Below are 22794 nucleotides of genomic sequence, written 5' to 3'. Positions count from 1 at the left end.
GGTCACCTACCGGCGGGCGTCATGCCGAGCCGAGCCGCCTCACGTGTCGGGTTCGCTTCGCGGCCGCTCTCCACTGACCTACTACTCGGCGCCGCCAGTCCGTCCCGCGTCAATTGATCGCGGAACGTGCCCAGCGCGTGCTCCGGCTGGGCGAGGGCGTTGAACCCTCGCCCGGCCAGGGCTCCGGGACCGGTCGGGCCGACGCCCGGCGCGGGCTGCGGCGCGGCCTGCATGCCCAGGTCACCGAAACCCAACGCCCACGCGTGAGTCGGCCGGCTCGGTCCCGCGGCCGGAGGCGCCTGGCCGACGGCGGTCCAGAGATTCTCGGCCGCCGGCAGTTGCGGTCGCGAGGGACCCGCTTGCTCACTCACGTCGCCTCCCGGCCTGGATGACTCGGATCTCGTTACCTGTCGATCAAAGGTTGAACATCTCGCGGGCACGCTGGGGAACCTGGCCGCTGCGATGCAGCACTTGCGCCCGGTCCCGGGCGGGCTGCGCCTGCGCGGCGAATCCCAACGCCCTGCGCTGCGCACGAACCGCCCGCGTGCCCATCCTGGCGGCAGCGCGCTGCGCGCTCACCCTGCGCCGCTGTGCCGAGCGCTGCTGGATACCGGGTGCGATCCGGCGACCGTTTCCGGCCGCGATCTGATTCAACAACATCCCCTGCGCCCGGCTGCGGTCCGCGAAGAACTGCACCTTGGCCCGATTGTCGGCCGCTTTGACGGCCTGATCCTCGTACTTGCGATATGCCCGCGCTCCCGCGCGCATCCCAGAGTTCTGAGCGTAGAACTTCGTCGACTGCCATCTGGCCGCGACGTTGGTCACGCCCTTGGTCAGACGGCCCGCCACGGCCGCACCGGCGGTCTTGAATTTTCCCTTTCGCTTTTGCTTCAAATACTTGCGGGCTCTATCAAACCTTGTGCTCGCCCAGGAGAGAATGGGCTGGGCCAAATCGGCCGCGTCCCCGATTGAATGTGGACCACCATTGGGGCCGAACTCGACGGCTTGGCTCATCGCTCATCCCTTCCGTGCCGGCTGATGCCTCCGGCGAACATCACGGCCAGCCCGGGCGGTTCAGCTTGGCCTTCTGGAGGTCGTACTGTTCCTTGGGCCGTTCCGGTTGACCCGGTGTTTCGAAACCGTCGTCGATCTCGAAGGCGATGTCGCCATCATCCCATGAAGCGTCGGGATCGCGCGGGGTCACCCGGAACGCCGGGTCGTCCCACATCTCCGGCGGCGAGGGCTCGATGGGCAGTTCCGCGAGGGGGCGATCCGAGTGACCCTCGCGCGGGTCGCAGGCGACGAAGGGGCCCAGTTCGGGATCCATCAGCATGCGCAGATGCGGATCCGCGTGTTGGAGCCACCAGGTCGACATGCCCAACGCCGCGTCGTGGCGCAGGTATTCGAACGCGCGCCAGATCGCGGTGAAGCGAATGATCGCCTCGGGGTGTTTCCACCACGCGGGGCACCACATGATCGACGAGCGGTTCAACCGGCGTTCGATCACCTTGACCATGTAGTCGACGACGAAGCGGTCGACCGATTCGAAGACGAACTCCGGCTCCGGCTCGAGCTCTTCGTCGAAATCCTCGACTTGGGGCACGGTCTCTCGTGCCTGCCGGGCGGCGGCTTCGGTCATCGACCGGAATCGCTCCGGCGCGTCGCCCTGTCCCCAGACGTCGTCGTCCGGGAGTTCGCCGCTCATTTCACCGCCTTGGCCATGTTGATCTGGGCGGCGTTCATCACCTGGGACGGGTCGTAGGTGTTGATCGATTCCTGGATCCGGTCGGCGTACTCCGTCTCCCACCACGGCACGGTGCGCACCAGGGTCGGGCGCGAACCACTGATCTGCACGAACGCCCGGCCGCGCGGCATCGACATCAGGTCCGACGCGTCCAGCACCGCCTCCGCTCGGCTGGCCCGGCTGATCCCGCGATGGTCACCGAACTTGTGGCTGGTGGACGTGGTGCGAGGTTCGAACATGCCCGCGGACTTGGCCAGATTCTCCAGGAACGACACGTCGGAGACGCCGCCTCCGTACACCCGGATGTTCGCCGAACCCCACAACTTCTGCATGCCGTTGTCGCCCCACACCGAGACCCCCTGGGCCCAGGACTGGAGAATCACCATCACGATGACGCCACGCGAACCGAAGTGGGTGTACTTGTCGGGAAGCGCCTTCCAGGGGCAGACGTTCGCGGCCTCGTCCAGGACGAAGAGCGCCGGGATGGGCAGCCGTCCGTTGGGCGAGTCACGCGAGTAGTTCTCCGCTTCCTCGGCCAGGATCGTGGTCAGCGCCATCACCAGCGGAGCCGCGATCTTGTTGGTCTCCTCGGACAGCAGGTACAGGGTGTCCGAAGGCGAGCGCACGAACGCCATGTAGTCGAACTCGGGTCGGCTGGGGTCGCTTCCCGGCGTTACCCATTCGTTGATGTTCTCGGCCACCAGGAACGAGGCCATCTGGATCGCCGTGCCGTACACACCGGCCCGCTGCCGGTCGGGTTGACCGATCACCGACTCCACCGCCTCGGCGGGCATGTGATGGCCGCCGTCGCGCAGGATGCGCACGGGAGTGTCGTCGGTCGGGCGGGTCAGCCACACGTAGACCTGGGTGATCGGACGCTTGTCGATCGAGGCCGCCAGGAGCAGGTTGGCGAACAGGTCCTGGGCGGCGGGTTCGAAGTAGGCGTCGCTGCGCGCGTGGTCCTGGCGGTTGACCGAGACGAAGCGGGCGGCGAGCTTGACCGCCTTGACGATGCTGTCGCCGACGTAGGTCAGCGGATTCCACCAGAAGACCGGCTTTCCACCGGCCTGGTTCTGCGGGTCGAAGATGTAGACCGTGCCCTTGGCCTCGCGAATGGCCCGGGTGGCGTCCACCACGTCGCGCTTGTTGGAGGTGACCACGACCGCGCCCGGGGCGCTGACGATGTTCGGGATCGCCCTGGTCGCCGTCTTACCGGTACGAGGACCCCAGATGTCGACGTGCATGTCCTCCCAGGAACCCCACAGTTCGTTGTCACCGCGCACGGTGCGACCGATGAAGACGCCGGGCGTGGTCCCCTTCGCGAGGCCGAACTTGCTGGCCGTACGGGTGACTTGGTGGGTCATGGACGGCGCCAGTTCCTTGGGCGAGGCCAGGTAGCGGATGGCCATGTCGATCCGCTCGCGCTTGCCCCGAGCCTTCGTCCAGACCTTCCACCCGAGGCCGACCAGGACGAGTACGACGACCAGTTGCAGGCACAGGTACACCGTCGCGATCGCGCCCGGCCATTGGTAGTCGCCGATGGCCAGGCGCACCCACAGCACGAGCGGATTGGGCCCGGGTTCCTCCGTCGGCCCTTCGGCCGCCAAGGACGCGGAGAGCCAGGTCATCACATGCAGCGCCACCAGTGCGACGATGCCGAACAGGAATACCAACGCCTCGAGTTCGACGTTGGGCCCTCTGCGCTTCTGAGTGGCGCTCATGCGTTACCCCCTTGTCTTTCGTACGCACGGCCCGGGGCGCACGGCCCCGGGCCGAATACTGCTCACCAACGCTGCGGCGCCGGCGCTCCTCCTACGGGGCCGCTCCCGGCGGAGACGGGAATCACCTGACGCTGCGGGTGTCGGGGCGCGTCGTACTTGCGTTCCCTCATGAACGGAATCTCGTCGACGCCGCCCCCGCTCTTGTTCATCTGGTACTCGCCCATCGCTCCCAGGGCGGGAATCGCCATCTTGGCGAGCGTGCCGCTGCCCGGCGGCAGACCCGTGGCGCCGCCCAGCACGTTCGAGGCCACGAACTTCGCAGCGGCGTTGACCGGCGCGGACGGAGGAGCGGGCGGTGGCACCGGCACGGTAGGAGCCCGTGGCGGAGCCTGAGCGGCGGGTGCGGGTTGCTTGACCAGCGACACCGGTGCCGACGGCGGAGGCGGAGGTGGCGGTGGATTGTTCGACTGTTGTTGCTGCTGCCGTTGCTGCTGCTGTTGTTGCCGTTGCTGTGGGTTCTGCGGTGGGCCCGGAGGCCGGCGTCGGCCGCCGCCCCCTCCGCCCGCGCCCTTGGCCATCGCCGCAGCGGCTCCAGCCCCGCCCGTCGCGACGACCGCGCCGAGCGCGGCCACCCCCTTGGCGCCCATTGCCAGGCTCCCCATCACCGCGCCGTGTGCGCCCTTGCCGTCCTCCGCCACGAGGCCGACCAAGGGGTTGACCATGCGCATCGTCGCCGGCAGCGACAATGTGCCCGCCGCGAGGATGATGACGCTGGCCAGGCCCTCGGCCGTGCTGCCGTCCTCCGGATTGGCCCACATGCGGAAAACGGGAACGATGACGAACGCGGCCGTCGGTTCGAGCAACGCGAATCCGATGGCGAAACTGAAGCATTTCTTGAGCGCGGCCTTGCCGGTTTCGGTTCCCGAGCCGGCCGCGAATACAGGCATGATGCCCAGGAGTAGCGTCAAACCGACGAGTCTCGCCAGCATATATAGATACAACATGACGCCGGCGATGATGAGCAGAATCGCCGATAGCAGGAACAGCGCGAAGTTGATCGGGCGGTCCGTGCTGCCCATCGGCGTGACTTCGAGGTACTTCTGGATGGAGTTGCAGACCTCGGCCTCGTTGATCGCCGTGCCGCTCCTACCGGACAACCCTCTGATCAGGAACCATTGGGTGAACGTATGGCCCGCGGTGAGCAGTAGGCCGAAGAACGCGATGCTCGACGTGGTGACCACGACCAGGGTGAACATGGCCTTGACCATCGACCCGACCGCCATCGGGTTGCGCGACAAAGCCATCTTCCCGGCAACCCACAACAACGACAGCACCGCGACGACCGTCGTGATGAAGATCGTGTGACTGCGCAGCATGCCGGTGATGCCGCTGGCCCCGCGATCCTGCCCACCGGTGAACGGGGGGTCGACCTTGAGCCACCAACTCAGCACTTCCGTGGCGAGCTGGCTCATCTCGAAACGGATCCACTCGATCGGCTGACCGAGGAAGCCGTAGGGGTTGTTGGTCTTGTCGGTGGCCCATTTCTTGACCGCCCACTGCCATTCCTCGTCGGTCAGTGTGCAGGCGCTGTGCCAGCTGAAGTTCTCGTCCGGATGGTACTCGTGACAGCCGATCTTGCCGATCGCATAGGTGTCGGTCCAGGCGAAGTCGCCGCGGACGAGTTCCTCGGAGTCGTACTGGTTGTCCTTGAGCTTGTCTTCGATGTTGGGGCCGTACGGATTGACCGGCGCGAAGTCACACACGTCACCACCGCCTGTTCGTGTTGTTCACGTCGAGTTCGGCCGGTGTGAGGTCGACGTGAACCGGAATTCCGGGGCGGCCACCAACCTTGATCATGAAGTTTCCGAGTCCGGGAGGCGGGGCCTCCTCGCCGCGGGTGGAGTCCCACGAGGGTGGCGTCGACCAGTCCTCGATCATGCGCTGTTCGGCCATCGTCATCGGGACGACCGAGTTCAGTTGCGGCATCTCCGCCGCGGGCAGACCACCGGTGATCACCATTCCCGCGCGTTCCACGAAGCCCTTGGCCTTCATCCGGTCCTCCTCGGCCGGCAGCGCGAGCAGGTCGGACATCGTGTGGGTGATCATCGCCATGCCCACACCGCGCTGACGGTTGAGTCGGGTCAGGGCGTCCACGCGGTCGACCAGGCCCCGGCCGGCGCGGAGCACACGCCACAGTTCGTCGAGGATGACGAAGTAGTTGCGCCTGGGCTCCAGCCCCGCGTCCGCCAATGCCTGGGCTACCGAGATCGCACCGAAGCCGTAGCTCCAGCACGCCAGCAACGCCGCCGCCTGGAGCGAGCTTTCGCCGTCGTCGATGGCGCTGACGTCGAAGCAGACCGGACTGTCCCGGCGCATCGGCTCCGAGGTCGGCCGAGAGAACATCTCGCCCAGCCGGCCGTCGCCCAACAGGCCGATCAGCGACGACTCCAGGGTTTCGGTGATCTCCCGGTAGCGAGCCACGTCGCCCCGGTCCAGGGCCACCGCCCGCAGTTCGTCGGGCGCCTCCTGAATGACCTTCAGCAGGTCGGCGAGCACCGGTACCCCGACGAAGCGTTCGTCGAGCAGCTTCAACGCCGCGTTGAGGATCGTTTCCTCACGGTCCGCGGGGGGAGCGCCGCGAAGCACCGTGATCAGGGAGGCGACGGCGTTCAGCCGCCGGCCGTGCGCGTCGGCCAACAGCGACCGGCGCGCGGCCTCCGGCAGACGAGCGGCGGCGGCCTTCGACTCGCCCGGGTCGAGGACGTTGAGATAGCCACGCCCGCGGCCGAGTTCGATGACCTGTCCGCCGAGTGCGCGGATCAGGTCGGCGTAGTCGGGCTTGAGGTCGCCGAACACCACCGGGTTGACCCCGTACCCCGCCAGCCCCAGTGCCTGGCGGCGCACGATGGTCGACTTGCCCAGACCCGGCTTGCCGAGCACGAACTCACTCGGGTTGAGGATGAGTTTGGCGCGCTGGAACCAACTGATCGGGTCACAGCACAGCGTGCCGCCACCGGTCAGCGAACGCCCCAGCGGTACACCGACCGCGGGCGTGCCGGATCCGGCCGCGAACGGCCAAAGCCCACAGACCTGGACGGTGGTGCCACGCCACTCTGGTGGCGCCTCCACATATCCCACCGAGCCCGCGCCGTACCCGGTCCAGCCTCGCCAGCCGGCCGTTCTCGGCTTTGGGGTCTGGGCCTTCTTCTTCTGCTCGGCCTTCGACTTGGCCGTCGTGCCCTGCGGCCCATGCGGGAGAGGAGCCGGCTTCGACCGTCTCCCCCGCTTTCGTCCGACGTCCGTCTGCTCGGACTCCTCCGCGGGCATGACCCCTGTGGGGTTGTGCACCGACATTTCGTCCTGCCCTTCTAGCCGCGTGCGCGAACGCCCGGCGAGTACGCGGTCGATGTCCGGTGGCCGGTCACATCGCGTCCCGGACGGTCTGCGGCACCTTGAGGTGCTTCGGCAGAACCAGACCCAGGGGCAGCGCGGCGGCGAAGGCCGACGCCTGGGAGCCGTACACGCGGCGGATCGCGATCCGGGCGGAGGCCGACAGGTTGTCCATCGCCGACGCGGCCAGGTCCAGACCGTCGCTGTCCTCGACGGTCGCGGTGACGAGCATGCCGAACTTGACCAGTCCGGCTCCCGTGGCCTCCTCCTGAGCACTCTGCTGTGCGGCGCGCACCGCGATCGAGTCGCGGGCGTTGCCGACCTTGGCCTGCTTCGCCTTGAACATCGCGTCCTTCACGTCCCGTTCGACGATGCTCGCGGCGGTCGACGAGTCGTGCGGGCGGTACAGCAGCGTGACCCGCTTGCGGTCGATGTCGGGGTGCGGCCCCAACAGTCGCGCCAGAACATTGGAGAAGACCTCGCCACGAGGCGCGTCAGACATCGCCCAGGTCACCGACAGTGCGCCGTCGTGCCGGTAGTGGTCCCACGCCTCCTGGGTGGCGCTGGGCCCGGCGTCGTCCCAGGTGATGCCCGCGCCACCCTCGGAGCGGGCCTGGTCGATCAATGCGGCCACGCTGGGGTCGTAGGCGACCCTTACCGCTTCGGCGAGTTCGGTGCCGCTCATCGGGCGCGCCTGTCCTGCTCCGGTCATCTGCAGACCGGCGCACAGTCCGGGCAGCCGGGTGCCCAACTCGGTGGCCATCTCCTCCGGAGTGCGCTTGGGCACGCCGGGGCGAGGAGCGCCGGAGAAGGTCAACGCGACCCGGGTGGACACCCGTGCCGAACCCACCGGGTAGAACTCCACGACCTCGTTGAGCACGTGCTTGGAAAGGTTGGGCGCGTCCGGCCGCAGATGGTCGAAGACCTCACGACGCAGGCGTTCACCGGTGTCGACCGCGGTCTCCACTGTGACCGAGGCGGCCACGATGCCGGGCTCGTTGCCCAACGCGGCCAGCCACTGTCCCCAGTAGGCGACCCAGGTGTCCACCTGTTCGGTGTCCACCAGCGATCCGCCGTCGGCGTCGCACTCGATCACGACGGTGTGGTCGTTGGTGGAAGGCACCGTCAACAGCGCGAACGGGCGCTGATAGGCGTCCTGGGCTTCATAGAGCTTCGACCCGGCGGCCAGGCCTGGCAGCTTGCAGGTGCCCAGCGGTATACGACCCAGGGGGCCGGATCGGTAGAGGTGTTGACCCTTCGCTTTGCCCCGCGACCACGCGCCTCGGGCGACCAACCACTGCAACCCCGTACGTCCTTGTCGATCTCGGTACAGCAAGGGAGCCAGGACGACCGCGAGCAACACCGTGAGGAAGATCGCGAAGACCAACGAGATCATCATGCTGACGATGATCGTGACCATGCCGCCCAGCAGGATCATTGTTCCGGCCATCCCCAGGCCGAGGATGCCCGGCGAGGTCGGCTTGCGCCAATTGCCGTAGGTACGAATCTCGGGTGCTGTCACGTTCGTCTCCTCGGTGGCCGCGACCGCTCGGATCCGCGGTTGCGGTCGGAAGTGCCCGGCGGTTCACGGACCGTCAGGGGGTCCACGCCACGTATCCGGCACTCGACGACACCGATCGGGCCGGAGGCCGGGAGCCGTCGGGTGGAAGTTGCAGACGCCAGCCTTCGTCCCAGACCACGGTCCACGTCGTGGCATCGAACGTGCCCGCCCGCTCGCGCATCCGCACCAGGGTCACGGTCGATGCCTGTGGAGAGTAACTGTCGACCCGAAAGCCGACGAACTGGGGCTTGTCCTGCACGGATTGGCCCTGATCCGCGGTCCGCGTCGGCGCCGCCGAACGACTGCGGGCCAGGAAGCTCTCCTTGCCGGGACCCTGCGCCAACATCGTGCCCGCCACCAGGATCGGCGACTCCGCCGTCTCGTAGCGCTCACTGATTTGCGCCGCGGCGATCAACGCCCCGGCCGGCGTGCGCGCGTAGCACCGGACCGTTCCGGAATCGGCGAGCCCCGGGCCGGCCGTGCGCGAGACCGGCAGTCCCACACCGTGGTACGGCTCCCAGACCACGCCCGCCGGCTGCACCGTGGGAATGGTCTGATCCCGGTCGGACAACTCCGGGCACTGTTTCGCCGCGGCGGTCGAACTCTTCTCGCCGCCCGTGCCGGACGGAACCGCCGTCGACGAGGCCACGGTGGTCGCCGCGGCGGAAGCCGCGCCGGCCTGCGGTGTCGAGGGCAGCCCGTCCGGCTCGAACACGATCACCGTGACCGCGGCCAGACACAGGATGCCGAAGCCCGCCGTGGCGACGATGAACCCCCGCTGGGTGAAGGGGTTCCCATCATCCCCGGAGCGGTCGTTGTCGGCCGATTTGTTGCGCCGTAGGAAGGCCACAGTCGTTCCCCCGGGGAGATCCGCCTACTTCAGCAGCAGCTGTGCGAGCGTCGCGCAGCTGCCCACCAGGATGGCGGCGACCATGATCCAACCGAGGCTCATGATGTGCTCGCCGCTGCCACCGCTCTTGTGCGACATCGCCATTCGTCCCGCGCAGGCCAGGACCGCGATGACACAGACCACCGTGACGACCCAGGCACCGTAACCGAGCAACTCGTTGATGCCGCTGCCGAGCTTGCCGGGCGCCTTCGGCTTGGGGTCCTTGATGTCCGTCGTGAAGCCCTCGACCCGTGCAAGCGTCGCTGCGATCAAAGCCATTACTACTCCCCGCTGTATCGGTTGTTGGTGAGGCCGGCCAGTTCGGAAGCCAACTTCCGAACGTCCTTGGCGGAGTTCCGGGCGTCGGGCCACTCACCCAGTCGCCACGCCTCGTTCCAGGAGATTCGCCACAAACGAGGCACCCCTCCCGCGACGAGCTTCAGCCATTGCTGAAGGCTCTTCGGCAAGGGTCCGGGGGCGTCGGCGACGGCCACCAGACCCAGGAGGTCGACTCCTTCCAGTGCCCCGGAAGCCCATTGCCTCCCGGCGTTCTGGGCCGCGTGCAGACCGCCGGCGTGGGTCCGGGCGACCAGGACCACACCGCTTCGTCCCGACGTCGAGGAGACTGGCCATCCCCGGCCCCCGGATTCGGCGCCCTGCGGGATCGCCAGTGCGAGGGTGCTTTCCCCCGCTCCCCCGTGGCAACTCACCCACCACCAGGGCGGACGAGCGGAGCCGGGGGGAGTCCAGGTGCCCAGACCGCCCGTTCCCGGCTGCACCAACCCGCGTTGCGGCGATTGCGGCCCGAGGCTGACGTAGGTGGGAGTCTCCACTACGGGTTCGGCCTCGACGGTCACCGTGGCACGCGGTAGCCACGGATTGTCCTTCGGCTCTTCAGGTCGACGTGACACGAGATCACCTCCCGCGCTACGACGGTCGTCGCAGCGTGGCGGCAGGAGCCATGACCGGATTCCGGGAGCGCGGCATCAGAAGACGACCGCCTTCGCGATCGACACCGAACTTCCGGCCAGGGCACAGGCGACCATCACCCAACCCATGCCGAAGATCGTGCCCTCGGCGTCCCCGTCGCGATACGTCATGGCCAGCTTCGCTGCGGACAACAGGAATCCCACCACACACGCGGCAATCGTCAAATACATGCCGATGCTGATGATTTCGTTCAGCGGCCCGGCGAAAGGCGCGCTCCCCCCGGGATCGGGAGGCAGTTGCTTCACCGTATTCGGTGGCACGATGTAGGTGGGCGGCGCCGGTCCGTCCGGCGGATCGTCCATCGGCAGCAGATCGAACAGCACCATGTGTATCTCCAGGCGTTCGGCAGTCGGCACCGCCCCGCCCCGCCGATCCGAGCCTCATGCCTCGGTGAAAACCCGAAACATCGGCCGTAGTGCCGTATTTCCGCGCGCGCGCGAAAAAAATGGGAGGACGGAAGTCACCAGCGCGCGCTCTCTCCGCGCCGGGCAGACCTCCACGTCGCCGTGCCATCGGCGGAAACCGGCCGATTGTGGGGTCTGCCACGAGATGGTGCTCCGTAAGACGTGATGATGCCGATTGATGCAAGGCGCACGCCGACATTAGCCACCCCGTGGGAACCCCACTATCCAGATTGCGTGGGACCGATCGCGCCAATCGGATGACCGCCGAGGACCGCGCCGCGCGGTCGGTCCCGACCCGACGAATCGGTCAATTCTGCGCCGCCGGCGGGGTCTTGTTCGCGTCCGGACACACCGGTTCCCCGCGGGCGACGAGCACGCCGGTGGGCTCTCCGATCAGCGTGCTCACCACGAAGCAGGAGCTGCGCGGCGCCTGCGAGAACACCGCGGTTCGCTCGTCGGCGCCGACCAGGACCCGCTCGACCAGACTGCCCGCGGGCGTCTGCGCGATGGCCACATACCCACTCACGTTCTGCACGTTCGTCGGCGCCTCCCAACCGACCTTGAGCGCCTTCTCGAACCCGCTCACCGCGACGGATCGCGGCACCCGGGAGGCGAGTTGGGCCTGCTCGACCGGCCGCGCCGTCTGTGTCGACCACGCGGCCGCGGACCCGGACGGCTTGCCCGGCTGGACCGGCACCTGCCGATCGGCCGGTCCGGGCGCGAGCGTGCTCGGGAGAGAGGGTTCCGGCGCCGCCGTGGGCTTGTCGTCGCCGCCCGACACCAGGACCACCCCGATGGTGATCACCAGCAGACCCGCGGCACCCGCCGCAACCAAAAACATCGGCTTGATCCGCTTGCGATCCGCCTTCTCCTCCGCCAACTCCCAGTCGTGGGGGCGGGGGAAGTAGCCGGTGGGACCCGCGCCCGGCGCGCCGGTGGGTAGCGCTTCCGGTTCCGCATTCGCATCCGCAAAGGTGTGCGAATTGCCTTCGTCCGGCTCGTCCTCGTAACCCGCGTACGGCGAGACATAGGGCGGCGGCTCGTCGGGGTCGGAACCTGTCGAGGACGCCGAGGGCACCGAAGGCGTCGCGGCTGCCTGGCGCGGCGGGTCCTGGTCCAGTTCCTCGTAGCCGGCGTACGGCGAGACGTACGGCAGCGGCTCGTCGGCGCCGGAACCGCCCGAGGGCACCGAGGGCATTGCCGCGGCCTGGCGCGGCGGGTCCTGGTCCAGTTCCTCGAATCCGGCGTACGGCGAGACGTACGGCGGCAGTTCGGCGGGCTCGAAGTCCGACTCCGGCTCGGGTGCCGGCGCCGGCTTGGGCTTGGGCGCGGGCGCGGGCGCGGGCTGGAACGTGGGCGTGGGCTCCGGCTCCGGCTCGGGCGCCGCCTGCACCGGCAGCGGCGCGGCCGAGACCGGGACTTCCGCCGCCGGCACGTTCTCCCGCTCGTCGCCCTCGGCCGGCCACCACGCGGGGGCGGACAACTGCCGCGGCGGCGTCCAGGTCTGCCCGGCGTCGGTATCGGCCGGGTCCTGCTCGGCCGCGGTGCCGGCGGAGACGGAAGGTACGCCGACCGTCGCGGGCCACCACTCCCCGTCCGGCGCGAGCAGCGACTCCTGCCCGTTCCGAGCGGCGGCGGGACGCGGCGGCTCGTCGAGCCACCACTCCTCGTCCGGCGGAAGCAACGCCTCCTGCCCACGCGGATCAACGGCGGAGCGCGGCGTCGCGACCGGCCACCACTCCTCGTCCGGCGGGAGCAACGCGGCCTCCGGTCTGCTCGCCCCGTCGCCCGCGCCCACCTCGGGAACGACTCGGTCGCGTTGTGTCGCGGCGCCTTCGTCGGCACCTTCCCGACGCTCTTCCACTGGATCGTCTCCCCTCGATGAGTCTCGATGAGTCGTCGGCCGCGGGACCGGTGACGAGGCCGTCGCCCGTCGGGGCCGAACGAGACAGGACCTGCCAAACCGCTCAACCCAACGAACGGAGTTCCTCGAGCCAGCGCGTCGCGACGCCCGTCGTCGGATCGTCGGCGCCGCGCACCCGCATTTGAGCCTCGACCACGAGGGGACCGACTTCCAGGCTTGCCCGGAGCCGGGTCACCCGTCGCCAACTGGTGTACGCGTTGGCCGCATAGCGTTGTGCCGCCGGGTCCGACGCGACGTCCACGCCCGACTCGAGGGCCAATTCGGCGTAGATGCGCGCCGCCAGCTCGGGTTCCCCGGCGAGGGCGGCGACATACGCGCGCACTTCGCGTGCCCCCCTCGGCGGGGTCCCGCCGTCCGCGACGAGTCGCTCCGACAGTTCGCGGGCCTCGTCCAGGTTCCCGGCGTCGGCCGCCGCGCGGATCCGCACCAGCAACTCGTGCCGCTGCCGCGCGAGGGAAGCCGAGGACTCGGGGGCGGCGGCGGAGGCCACGGGGACGGAGGCTTCGGCGACGGCCGGCTCGGGCGTGGCGGGGCTCGGAGCGGCAGGCGCCGAAGCGGCGGGGGGCGCCGAAGCCGCGGCAGGCGCCGGCCGCGCCTCGACCGTCTCGAACTCGACCGGAGCGGTGTGCGTCTCCCCGACCGGCGCCGTTCGCGCGGCCGGTGCCGACGACCGGGCGGGCTCGGGATGCGCGTCCGTCGCGACCACGGCGCCGTCGACGCCGACGATCAACGGCCAGCGGGTACCGTCCGCCTCGACCGCGACGGCCCGCACCGGCCGCCCCAGGGCCAGGGCCTTGACGGAGACCCACCGAATCGCCTCGGCCCGCGCGTCCTCGTCGGGCGCCAAGGGCACGAGTACCCCGTCCACCGCCGTCTCCCCGTGGACGGTCATCTCGATCACGATCACCGGTACGGCCGGCACCGAAGCAGGGTCGATCATGTACGGCTCCCCCTGGATCCTCGACGAGCGTCTCGAACGCGTCGTCCGGTCTCGACCGAGACCTCCCACCGTGCGCGATCACGACTGTGCCAAGCGAGTCCGCGCGCATCGTGGGAACCCACCCTAAGACCATCGGCGGACGGCCACGCGGTCCCCGGTCCCACCGAGGACGCGCCCGGGCTCGGGAGGGTTCCGGGCGGTCCGCGGTACGGGCCGGCGAAATCCGGGCACAGCCAAAGGAATGACCCGGTATACCCATCGAATGAGCCACCCGGGACGGTCGTCGGCATCGTACTCGTGATGCGCGCCACCTTCGATACACGGGCGCCCCGGGTCGGTGTTCCGCGCGGCAGCACGCCGGTGAATGTATGCTTCCCATCCGCGACTTCGACATCGGAGCTCGGTTTCACGCGGCCGGGCGAATAGGGCCGGACCGCAGCACCGGCCACCCGCTTCGGGTGACGACGCCCGCATGGAAGTCTCCGTGAAGGGGTTATCACAGCACGTCACAATCGGTGCGGTCGTACATCGATTCCCGAAATCGAGGAGCTCTCGTGACCGGTAACGCCATACCCGCTTGGCCGGTTGTCACCATCGAGATCGCGTGGGACGACTCCGTTCGCGTCGACGGCAATGTGATACCGGTCGAATTGAATGGCGATCCCCGGGCGGCGGCCCTTGCCGTCGCGGCCGAGACGGCGCGGCTGCTCGGCCGCCCGGTGCGGGTCGATGCCATCGAACCGGACGGTACGACGTTCCCGCTCGTGGTGTCCACGGACGGCTCGGCGACCGAAGCGGGCCCGGCCTCGGCCGCCCCACAGGCCCGCCGCGGCCTGTTCGGCCGCCGCAAGAAGGCCGAGCCGAGCGGACCGCCGCCCGTGTCGGCACCCGATCCCCGGGTCGCGCCGAGCCCCGCTCCCGAGTTCCGCGAATCCCGCGACACACCGCCGTCGGACCCTCGTCCGGCCGTGGACCCGACGCCGTCCACCCCGTCGGCGGATCTCGCACGTCCCGGGTCTCCCCGCGCCGAATCCGCCTCCGCGCCGGCTGCCTCGGAGCTCGGCTCGCCGACTCCCGGTTTCGACGAAACGCCTGATCCGAGCCCCGCGTGGCGACCTCCCTCGACTGCCGCACCCGCTGCCGCGCCGGGCGAGAGCCGACCGGCCGAGGCGGTTTCCGGCGACGCGAAGGGCCCGGCGCGGGTCTCCTCGACGGCGCCCGGAGGGGCCGCCGCACCTGCGCCCTCGCGCGAGCAGGCACACACCCTCGGCCTGATTCGACGTTCGATCGACGAGCGGGACACGGCACGCGCGTTGGAGCTGGCCGCCGCCCTGGACGCGACCAGCGCCGCGACCGGCGATCCCGCACAGACCCTGGCCGGCCGCGAAGTCCATGCCTACGTGGCCCTGTTGTCGGGTCGGGTCGAGCCCGCGGTGGAGTTGTACGCCGGAGCCGTCTCGATCGGTCTGCGCCTGGGCGCGGACGGGGATTGGCCGCCGCGCATGGCGGAGAACGCGCACTATTGTTGGCTCCGGGTGAAGGATCCGAAATCCGCGCTCGCGTTGGGCCGGCTCGTCCGGGACGCGTACACCACCATTTCCGCCGTGGATTCCCCCGCCGCCAAGGCGGTTGCCCGACGAATGGCCGACCTCGAACGGTCCGCGACCGCCTGACCCGCCGCACGCGTCGCCGAATTCGCCCTCTCGGGATGTCGATTCGGCGACCCGCCGATGTACGCACCGCGAATCCGGCCTTTTCCGTGTCCGCGGGTTCATCCGCTCTCCTGGCCGCGGTTCGTCGCCGGCGCGGGAATGGCCGGCCGTTTTCCGCCCCGTGTCGCGAAAGACTCGATGGCTCGCTGTGGGCGAGCCATCGCTCGATATCCACGGGGCGGAAAGCGGCGACTCCCGGGCTTCGCAGCGGATTTCGGGAACGCGATCAGCTCGGCTTCGTCCCCCGCTCCACGTGCTCGACGGCGGCCGGGGCTCCCAGCGGCCCGAGCGACTCGTCGGCCCGGACGAACCGGCCCTGGAGCCGCTGCCCGGCCAGCACGAACGCCCCCAACGCCGCCTTCATCAGCGGATTGTGGTTGGCGGTGCGGTACAGCGCGGACACCCGACGATACGAGGGCGTGTGCGCCAGCGGTACGCCCACCACCCCCTCCCGGGCCTGGTAGGCCAGGCCGGGGACGATGGCCACACCCGCCCCCGCGGCGACCAGGCCCTGCACGACGTCGTAGTCGTTGCTGCGGAAGGCCACCTTGGGCGCGAAGCGGTGCGCGGCGCACACCCGGGACAGGCTCGTGGAGCCCGCCGTTCCGGGCCGGCTGGCCACCCACCGCTCGTCGGCCAGATCAGCGATGTCGACGCCGTCCTCGCGCAGCGCGGGGTGGCCCTCCGGCACCAGGAGTGCCAGTGTCTCCTCGACGAGCGGGAAGACCGTGAGTTCTTCCGGCCACACGCGCGGCACCAGGTCGTAGGCGAAAACCAGGGCCAGGTCCAGGTCGCCCTTCTGCACCTGCGGTACCAGGTCGTCCGGCTCGGCCTCGTCCAGCAGGATCTCGGCGGTGGGGTGCAGTCGGGTCAGCTCGGCCACGGCGTGCGGGACCAGGCGTTCACCGGCGGTGGGGAACGTGCCCAACGCCAGCCTGCCGCTGCGGCCTTGCACCACATCGCGGATGTCGCGCTCCAGGCTGTCCAGTACGGCGATCGCGTCGCGGGCTCGATCGGCGATCGTGAACGCCATCCCGGTCGGCCGGATGCCGTGTGCCTCGCGCTCGAACAGCGGCGTTCCCACCGCTCGTTCCAGCGCGGCGATTTGCTGGGATACCGCCGACGCGGTGTATCCGGTGCGGCGCGCGGCGCGCGCGAACGAGCCGGTGAGCACGACCTCGATGAGCGTCTGCAGGTGCAAGGGGTTGAGCATCAGTATTCCTTGGCCTCGCTCGAACGAGGTCGCGGGCTGGCGCATCTTGGCACTCGGAATCCGGGCCACGACTCTGTTGGAGCACGGTAACCGTATCGATCGTTGGGTCTCGAGGAGTGCTTCGACATGTCGGATGTCCTGTCGCTGATGGATCAGTGGGGGCCGGAGAAGGTCGTCTCCGTGTCACACACCCGCACCGGAATGAAGGGCGTGCTGGTCATCGACAACACCGCCCGTGGCATGGGTAAGGGCGGCACCCGGATGTCCCCGACGGTAACCACCACCGAGGTGGCCCGCTTGGCCCGGGTCATGACGTGGAAGTGGGCGGCGGTCGACCTGTTCTACGGCGGCGCCAAGGCCGGAATCGTGGGCGATCCGGCCGGATCGGACAAAGAGGCGATACTGCGGGCGTTCGCGCGAGCCCTGTGGAACGAGGTGCCCAGCGAGTACGTGTTCGGTCTGGACATGGGATTGACCGAGGACGACGCCGCGATCATCCAGGACGAACTGGGCGATCGCGGTGCGGCGGTGGGCACCGACGCCGTGTTGGGCGGGGTCCCCTACGACCGGCTCGGGGTGACCGGGTTCGGGGTGGCCGAGGTGGCCGACGCGATGTTGGCGCACATCAATCTGCCCCTTCGGGGCGCCCGGGTGGTGGTCCAGGGGTTCGGCGCGGTCGGCTCGGCCGCCGTGCGCCGCTTCGCGGAGCTCGGTGCGACGGTGGTCGCGGTCTCCTCCGTGCACGGGACGTTGTACGACCCGCACGGCCTGGAGGTGGAACGGTTGTTGCGCTCGCACGCGGACAGCGGCGACCTCGCGGTCAAGGAGTACTCGGGTGGGACCGTGCATCCGCTCGGATTCGAACTGACGGTACCCACCGAGGTGTTGGTGCCGGCGGCGATCCAGGACGTGATCGACGAGCGAGTGGCCGACGGGATCACCGCCCGGCTGGTCGTGGAGGGCGCCAATCTGCCCACCTCGCCCGCCGCCCAACGCGTGCTCACGGACCGGGGCATCGTGGTGGTGCCCGACTTCATCGCGAACGCCGGCGGTGTGGTGGCCGCCGGATTCGCCATGGACGCACGCTACTCGGCGTTTCGCCCGGACCCGGAGGTGATCCGGGCGACCGTGTCCACGAAGCTGCGCGAGAACGCCGTACTGGTCCACGAGGAGGGCGCTCGTCGAGGGATCACCTCGCACGAGGCCGCGCGCTCGCTGGCCCAGGAGCGGGTATTGGCCGCGATGCGGCTGAAGGGCAGGGTGGCGCGTTGACCGCCGGCTCGGGGTTCGGGGGTCGGGGTCGTGTCCGACCGTCGACCTGCGGCCGGCCTTCGCACGGCACCTGACCCGGCGCATGGCGATGTTCGACCCGGCTCAGGCGTGCGTGTCCAGGGACAGCGGCATCTGGCAGAAGGTCTCGATCTCCTCCTGGAGTTCGCGCACTCGCGTCTCGCGCGCCCGCAGCGGACGACGCAGCCGCATGTGCACCTGCATGACCAGGGACAACAATCCGTGCACGCGCCAGGCAGGTTCGAGTCGCAGCACCGGGCGCAGCGCCTCGGTGGTCGCCTCGATCTCGTCCAGGCTCGCGTAGGCCAGCGCGATGGCGACCCGGGCCTGCATCTCGTCGGCGAACGAGTAGCCCTCGGGGGCGACCGCCGCGTACCGGCTCAGCGCGATCTCCGCGGCTTCGATCGCCCTGCGTTCCGCACCGGGGATGAAGACCCGGGTCAGCGCCTCGTAGGCACTTTGCCGAGCCGGGTCGAAGTTCAGCAGGCCGCCGATCTCGTCGAGTTCGTCGCGCCGGGACAGCTCGCGGGCGTCGGCGGCGGCGCGCAGCGCGGCCGACGCCGCGAGCGCGTCGCCCAGCGAGGCCTGGGTCAGCGCGACCAGGGAGTGCAGCCACACGGCGGGGGTGCCCACCCCGGAGTCCTGTACCGAAGCGCCCAGTCGGGCGTAGCGCAGTGCCTCGTGCACCCAGCCGGCCCGGTAGGCGATCAACGACTGCACACCGCGCAGCCACACTTCGGCGCTGGGGTTGCGCGCGTCCGCGACCGCGTTCACCAGTCCGGCCTGGGTCGCCGCCAACGCTTCGCGGGTGTCTCCCAGGTCGTGCCGGGCCCAGCCGGAGATGCCGCGCACAAGCGCCTTGGTCAGCGGGTCGACGCGCGCACCGTCCGGGTCTCCGTGCTCCGACTCCACCGCGGTGGCGCGCCGGCGGACGGCGACCAACTCGTCGTGGAACGTCGGCAGTGCGGTGTGCGGATACACCGCCGCCAGACGCCGGACGGCCGCCGTCGTCCGAGCCGGGGACAGGAACTCGACCGCGCCCCCGGGCTCTTCGAGGACGTCGACCTTGTTCGGGAGTTTCATGCGTTATCTCTCCGCCGATGCGAGATCGTGCCTTACCTGCCGCCAGCGTGCCCCCATCGGGCGCGCGCGCAAAGGCCGTATCGGTTACCCGAACTCGGTAAACCCGAAGGTAACCGCAGGGAATGGCCATCCGGGGCTTCCCGGAGCCGCCCGGGGCGACCGCCCGCCGGCTCCCCGCAATTGCCCGGAAACATCGACACCCGATGCCGCATCGAATGGCGGGACGCCCGACGACGACTTTATCCTCGAAATGTTGCACCGGTCGATACCCCCGCCGCTGCGCCGACTGCACCGTCGAATGTATGCTGCAAAACAGTTCCGCTTCCCCCCACATTCATTCCGGCCGGCGCCCGGATCGAGCCGATGGCCGGGTGACATTCGATCGCGACCTCCTCGGGTCGATTCCGTGAGCGCATTTCCACTGCGCGTCACCACCGTGTCGCCGGTGCGCCGATTCCTGATATCGAGGAGCCCTCGTGACAACTGGCATCGTCCCCGACGGGCCCGTCATCGTCGTGGAGATTTCGGCGGATCACGCCGTGCGGGTGGCCGGTCAAACCGTGCCGGTGCCGCCCGGGGGCGATCCACGCGCAATTGCCCTCTCGGTCGTCGCCGAACAGGCTCGGCTGCTCGGGCATCCGGTTCGGGTGCACGCCGTGGAGCCGGACGGGACCATGTTTCCGTTGAACGTGTACGCGGACCGCTCCATCGCCGAGGCGGGCCCGCCGGTGCTGCCGACGCCGCGGGTCGAGCCGGCGCGGCCGGAGCGGCGGCGCGGCAGGTTCGGCCTGCGACGGTCTTCGTCCGAGGAGGTCGCCGGGTCCGTCCCGGCCCGGCCGCCGGTGACGCCCGAGTTCACGGCGGCGCCTGCCGTGGGGTCGGCGGCGAGCCCGGTGATCGGTGCCGACCCGGTCCTGCCGGCGCCGACCTGGGCCCCGCCGGGATCCGCGCCCGCGGTTTCGGCGCCGTCGGCCCCGAGGGTGCGCACGCCCGACGACCTGCCGCCTCCCGAGGAGGAGGAGCGCCTGGTTTTGGACCTGATTCGCGGTGCGATGCACGCCGGGAACGGGGCTCACGCGTTGGCGATCGCGGCCGATCTGGACGCGATCTCCACCGCGGATCCGGCCCGGCGGTTGGCCGCGCGCGAGGTGCACGGCTACGTGGCACTGGCCACGGGGCGACCCGAGTTGGCCGTGCGGTTGTACGCCGAGGCGGTCACCTTCGGCGACGGATTGGCCGAGCCCGGGGAGTGGCCGGCGCGGATGGCCGCGAACGCGCACTTCTGCTGGTTGCGGGTCACCGACCCGGTCGTCGCGCAGGCCGTGGGCCCGTTGGTGCTGGACGCCTACGCGGCCGGCGGGGCGGCGGATTCCGCGGGGGCGCGAGCGGCCCGCAGGCGGATGGCGCGAACCTGAGCACGCCGGCCGGGTCCGATCCTGCGGCCCCGCCCGGCGGGGCCGCGTGGGTTGGTCAATGGTGCGCGAGCGCGCGTGGCGGAAGCGGGTTTCCACTCCCGCCCACCTGGGGGCCGGCCGCCCACAGGCGGTGCAGGTCGTCGGGGGCCAGGGGGGTGTGGTATGCCGCGCGCAGCACGTCGGCGGCTACCGGTCCCCCTTCCTCCGCGAGCCGGACGAACCAGTCGAAGCCGGCCGGATAGGCCCACAGGTACGAGCGCAGCAGCGGGTTGGCACCGCGGTCGCAGATCAGATCGGCGATCTGCTCGTCGGTCCAGAACGGCACCCGGGCCCGGGCATGGGCCGCGCACGCCGCCACACCCACTCCGCGGTTGATGGCCAAGTGCAGTTCGCTGCGCACCAGTTGCAGGTAGTGGTCCAGTCGCACCCGGGCGATCAGCACGGCGTCGTCGGGCGTCACGAACAGCGGGAGCGCCTGGGCCAGTCCCTCCAGCACCACCTGGGTGGGTCCGTGTACCGACAACACCCGCACCCACGGCACGTCCTCGCCGGCGCACCGGTGCGCGAAGCTCGCCGCCTGGAGACCGTGGCCCAGCACCTCGTGCAGTGCGAACTGCCGTGCGCCGACCCGGGTGAAGCGCGCGTTGCGCGGATTGAGCCGTAGTCGAACGTGCCGTCCCACGCCGTCCAACCAGTACGCCCAGTAGGCGTCGACCTCGACGCATTCGATGGTCAGCTCGTAGGACGCCACGGATTCGGTCACCTTGCGGACCGCCGGTTCGTACTCGGCCGCCGCCACCCGGATCTCGGTCGGCACCAGGTCCGCGTCCAGGGGCTCTTCGGCGATCCGCAGTTCCCGATCGGTGGCGTCGTGCCAGCCGATGCCCAACCCTTCGAGCAACTCGCGTGCCAGTTCAGCTCGTTCGGCGACGTAGTCCGCCGACCAGCCCACCGCGGCGCAGCCCTGGGTGGCTCGGATGTACTCGTCGAGGTCGAGACGTTGCCCCAACTGGGCGCCCAGATAGGCCAGATCGGCGTTCAGCCGGGTGGCCAGGCGGGGTGCGTCCGCCAGTTCCGGGGCCGCCGCGAGTTCGCTCAGCCGCGCGTGTACGGCCAGTCGATCACCCGCGGCGGGCACCGGCGCGGCCTCGGGAAAGAAGTCGAAGTCGATGATCGGGGCACCACCTCGCTCGATCTCGAGGTGGTGCCAGGCGCGAATCGCCGCTTCGATCTCGTTACGCACTGTCATGGACCACATCCCAACGCAAGGTCACGTACTGATTGGCGTGCAGGTCTTGCCTGGACAACGTCACGTGCAGTCGATCCTCGTCGAGACTCCATCGGGTGTGCTGGGTGACCGAGCTCTCCGAGCCGTCCGGATACTGCTCGATCGCACCGCACCCGCGGAACTCGGTGACCCCGTGTTGGGTCACGCTCAGGGAGAATTGTCGCGTAGGCCGCGCGATGGCCTGACGCCAGTACGTCGCGTCCACGAACATCCCTCCCTCACACACGTATTCGATGACCGTAGTCTCCCCGTGCGGGACGGGCGGTGAAATCTGGCACGCGAACTTGCTCAAGCCGGTGGTTTCGTACAGCCGCTGGATGGCGATCTGCCGGTCGCACGCGTCGGTGGGCGTGATGGTCAATCGGCCGCGGGTGCGCTCGAACCACATCTCCCGCACCATCCGGGTGAGCGGTCGGCCGGTCAGGTTCAGTACGACCTGGCGATAGGTCAACCGCACGTCCCCCCGGGCGTCCACCTCGATGTTCACCTGTAGCGAGAGTTCCACCGCGTCGCCGAACGGCATCGACTGCTCGCTCGACGTGTCCCACGGCACCGGTTCCCAGTGGTCGGCGGCGGCGGCGCGGGTCGGCTCCCCGACCGGGGCCGGGGCGTCCAGGGGCCGGTCGTCCTCCCACGGCTGGGGGGCAAGGCCCAACATTTCGCCGGGAATGCGCAGCCCCTGGGAAACCCGCTCGATAACGTGCTGCTGGCGGACCTGGGCCCTTCCCTTGACGTAATCCCCCACCCTGCTCGGTGTCATCTCGCACAGCCGCGCCAATTTGCTCAGAGTAAATCCGAGATCATCTTGCGCAAGCCGGAATATGGCCCCCAGATCGCGGTCCGCACAGGCCCTGATCATGGCCGGAGTGGCCAACAATTCGGTAGTCAGCGGCGTTCGGTCACCGATTTTCGGCATATTGAGCTCCCCGTGACGGGGCCACCCGGGAGCGGCCCACGTTGTTACTGACGAATTTACCAGCGCCGGGTAACGGACTCGACCTTATGCGGGACTCTTCACGGATCCATACTCGAACGAAAGCGCGTTCATTCGAACGCGGTCCGTGACATCCAATTCCGAAGCGGGCGGGCAGGCACAAATGCGGTACGGGCAAATGGGGCCGGCGGGCATATATCGCCCGTTCTCGTGGCCCGCTCGCGTGTGTGACACCGACCACCGCGAAATCGCCCATGCCCGGGTCGTCCGCGACCGATCGGCGCGCCTGTCCCGCT

At 69.5% G+C, this 22794-nt stretch carries 20 protein-coding genes; 3 read left to right on the top strand and 17 right to left on the bottom strand.

From position 1 onward, the window contains the following. Positions 1-2: 2 nt before the first annotated feature. The 13 genes from ACIBSV_RS26975 to ACIBSV_RS26915 all read right to left on the bottom strand — a co-directional run bounded on the left by ACIBSV_RS26975 (position 3) and on the right by ACIBSV_RS26915 (position 13563). Positions 3-371 carry a hypothetical protein gene (locus tag ACIBSV_RS26975; protein WP_395867344.1) on the bottom strand — a complete coding sequence of 123 codons (369 nt, stop codon included), beginning with the start codon at positions 369-371 and terminating at the stop codon, positions 3-5. A 43-nt stretch (positions 372-414) separates the two neighbouring features. Then, positions 415-1014 carry a hypothetical protein gene (locus ACIBSV_RS26970; protein WP_395867342.1) on the bottom strand — a complete coding sequence of 200 codons (600 nt, stop codon included), beginning with the start codon at positions 1012-1014 and terminating at the stop codon, positions 415-417. Between the two features lie 40 nt (positions 1015-1054). Then, entirely contained in the window at positions 1055-1705 is a 651-nt protein-coding gene (locus ACIBSV_RS26965) for a DUF4913 domain-containing protein (RefSeq protein ID WP_395867340.1), read from the bottom strand. Beyond that, positions 1702-3465, bottom strand: a complete 1764-nt coding sequence (locus ACIBSV_RS26960; RefSeq protein ID WP_395867338.1) for a type IV secretory system conjugative DNA transfer family protein — start codon at positions 3463-3465, stop codon at positions 1702-1704. Before ACIBSV_RS26960 ends, ACIBSV_RS26965 begins: the two co-directional genes overlap by 4 nt. A gap of 62 nt (positions 3466-3527) precedes the next feature. Further along, positions 3528-5228 (bottom strand): hypothetical protein, encoded by a 1701-nt coding sequence (locus ACIBSV_RS26955; protein ID WP_395867335.1) that lies wholly within the window; start codon positions 5226-5228, stop codon positions 3528-3530. A gap of 1 nt (position 5229) precedes the next feature. Continuing rightward, the gene (locus ACIBSV_RS26950; RefSeq protein ID WP_395867333.1) at positions 5230-6594 is read right to left on the bottom strand and encodes an ATP/GTP-binding protein; all 1365 of its coding nucleotides are present in this window, start codon (positions 6592-6594) and stop codon (positions 5230-5232) included. A gap of 292 nt (positions 6595-6886) precedes the next feature. Continuing rightward, positions 6887-8377 carry an SCO6880 family protein gene (locus ACIBSV_RS26945; RefSeq protein WP_395867331.1) on the bottom strand — a complete coding sequence of 497 codons (1491 nt, stop codon included), beginning with the start codon at positions 8375-8377 and terminating at the stop codon, positions 6887-6889. 73 nt (positions 8378-8450) lie between these two features. Further along, positions 8451-9266 carry a hypothetical protein gene (locus ACIBSV_RS26940; protein WP_395867329.1) on the bottom strand — a complete coding sequence of 272 codons (816 nt, stop codon included), beginning with the start codon at positions 9264-9266 and terminating at the stop codon, positions 8451-8453. Positions 9267-9290: 24 nt separating this feature from the next. After that, positions 9291-9584 (bottom strand): hypothetical protein, encoded by a 294-nt coding sequence (locus ACIBSV_RS26935; protein WP_395867327.1) that lies wholly within the window; start codon positions 9582-9584, stop codon positions 9291-9293. A 2-nt stretch (positions 9585-9586) separates the two neighbouring features. Then, on the bottom strand, positions 9587-10216 hold the full coding sequence (locus ACIBSV_RS26930) for a DUF6668 family protein (protein ID WP_395867325.1): 630 nt from the start codon (positions 10214-10216) through the stop codon (positions 9587-9589). Between the two features lie 75 nt (positions 10217-10291). Further along, the gene (locus ACIBSV_RS26925) at positions 10292-10621 is read right to left on the bottom strand and encodes a hypothetical protein (RefSeq protein ID WP_395867323.1); all 330 of its coding nucleotides are present in this window, start codon (positions 10619-10621) and stop codon (positions 10292-10294) included. A gap of 385 nt (positions 10622-11006) precedes the next feature. After that, positions 11007-12563: a hypothetical protein gene (locus tag ACIBSV_RS26920; protein WP_395867321.1), complete on the bottom strand. Its 1557-nt coding sequence runs from the start codon at positions 12561-12563 to the stop codon at positions 11007-11009. Positions 12564-12666: 103 nt separating this feature from the next. Then, positions 12667-13563 (bottom strand): hypothetical protein, encoded by an 897-nt coding sequence (locus ACIBSV_RS26915; RefSeq protein ID WP_395867319.1) that lies wholly within the window; start codon positions 13561-13563, stop codon positions 12667-12669. A 554-nt stretch (positions 13564-14117) separates the two neighbouring features. On the opposite strand from ACIBSV_RS26915, the gene ACIBSV_RS26910 reads away from it, so the two are divergent. Continuing rightward, positions 14118-15236: a hypothetical protein gene (locus ACIBSV_RS26910; RefSeq protein ID WP_395867317.1), complete on the top strand. Its 1119-nt coding sequence runs from the start codon at positions 14118-14120 to the stop codon at positions 15234-15236. Positions 15237-15501: 265 nt separating this feature from the next. On the opposite strand, the gene ACIBSV_RS26905 is transcribed toward ACIBSV_RS26910, so the two are convergent. After that, positions 15502-16488: a LysR family transcriptional regulator gene (locus ACIBSV_RS26905; protein WP_395867315.1), complete on the bottom strand. Its 987-nt coding sequence runs from the start codon at positions 16486-16488 to the stop codon at positions 15502-15504. A gap of 126 nt (positions 16489-16614) precedes the next feature. Between ACIBSV_RS26905 and ACIBSV_RS26900 the strand changes: the two genes are divergently transcribed. Further along, positions 16615-17760 carry a Glu/Leu/Phe/Val dehydrogenase gene (locus ACIBSV_RS26900; RefSeq protein ID WP_395867313.1) on the top strand — a complete coding sequence of 382 codons (1146 nt, stop codon included), beginning with the start codon at positions 16615-16617 and terminating at the stop codon, positions 17758-17760. Positions 17761-17862: 102 nt separating this feature from the next. Here the strand turns inward: ACIBSV_RS26900 and ACIBSV_RS26895 are convergent, their stop codons facing one another. Further along, the gene (locus ACIBSV_RS26895) at positions 17863-18861 is read right to left on the bottom strand and encodes a hypothetical protein (protein ID WP_395867311.1); all 999 of its coding nucleotides are present in this window, start codon (positions 18859-18861) and stop codon (positions 17863-17865) included. Positions 18862-19337: 476 nt separating this feature from the next. Here ACIBSV_RS26895 and ACIBSV_RS26890 point away from each other — a divergent pair, with 476 nt between their 5' ends. After that, the gene (locus ACIBSV_RS26890; RefSeq protein ID WP_395867309.1) at positions 19338-20276 is read left to right on the top strand and encodes a hypothetical protein; all 939 of its coding nucleotides are present in this window, start codon (positions 19338-19340) and stop codon (positions 20274-20276) included. Between the two features lie 55 nt (positions 20277-20331). On the opposite strand, the gene ACIBSV_RS26885 is transcribed toward ACIBSV_RS26890, so the two are convergent. Together ACIBSV_RS26885 and ACIBSV_RS26880 are read right to left on the bottom strand one after the other, a co-directional pair. Next, positions 20332-21525 carry a hypothetical protein gene (locus ACIBSV_RS26885; protein ID WP_395867307.1) on the bottom strand — a complete coding sequence of 398 codons (1194 nt, stop codon included), beginning with the start codon at positions 21523-21525 and terminating at the stop codon, positions 20332-20334. Further along, positions 21512-22480: a helix-turn-helix domain-containing protein gene (locus tag ACIBSV_RS26880; protein ID WP_395867305.1), complete on the bottom strand. Its 969-nt coding sequence runs from the start codon at positions 22478-22480 to the stop codon at positions 21512-21514. The genes ACIBSV_RS26885 and ACIBSV_RS26880 overlap by 14 nt, the downstream gene beginning before the upstream one ends. Positions 22481-22794: the final 314 nt, after the last annotated feature.

It is taken from the genome of Embleya sp. NPDC050154 (genome assembly GCF_044460165.1).
Taxonomy (GTDB): Bacteria; Actinomycetota; Actinomycetes; order Streptomycetales; family Streptomycetaceae; genus Embleya.
The sequence above is the reverse complement of the archived record's forward strand: the minus strand, read 5'-3'. Positions and strand labels throughout refer to the sequence as shown.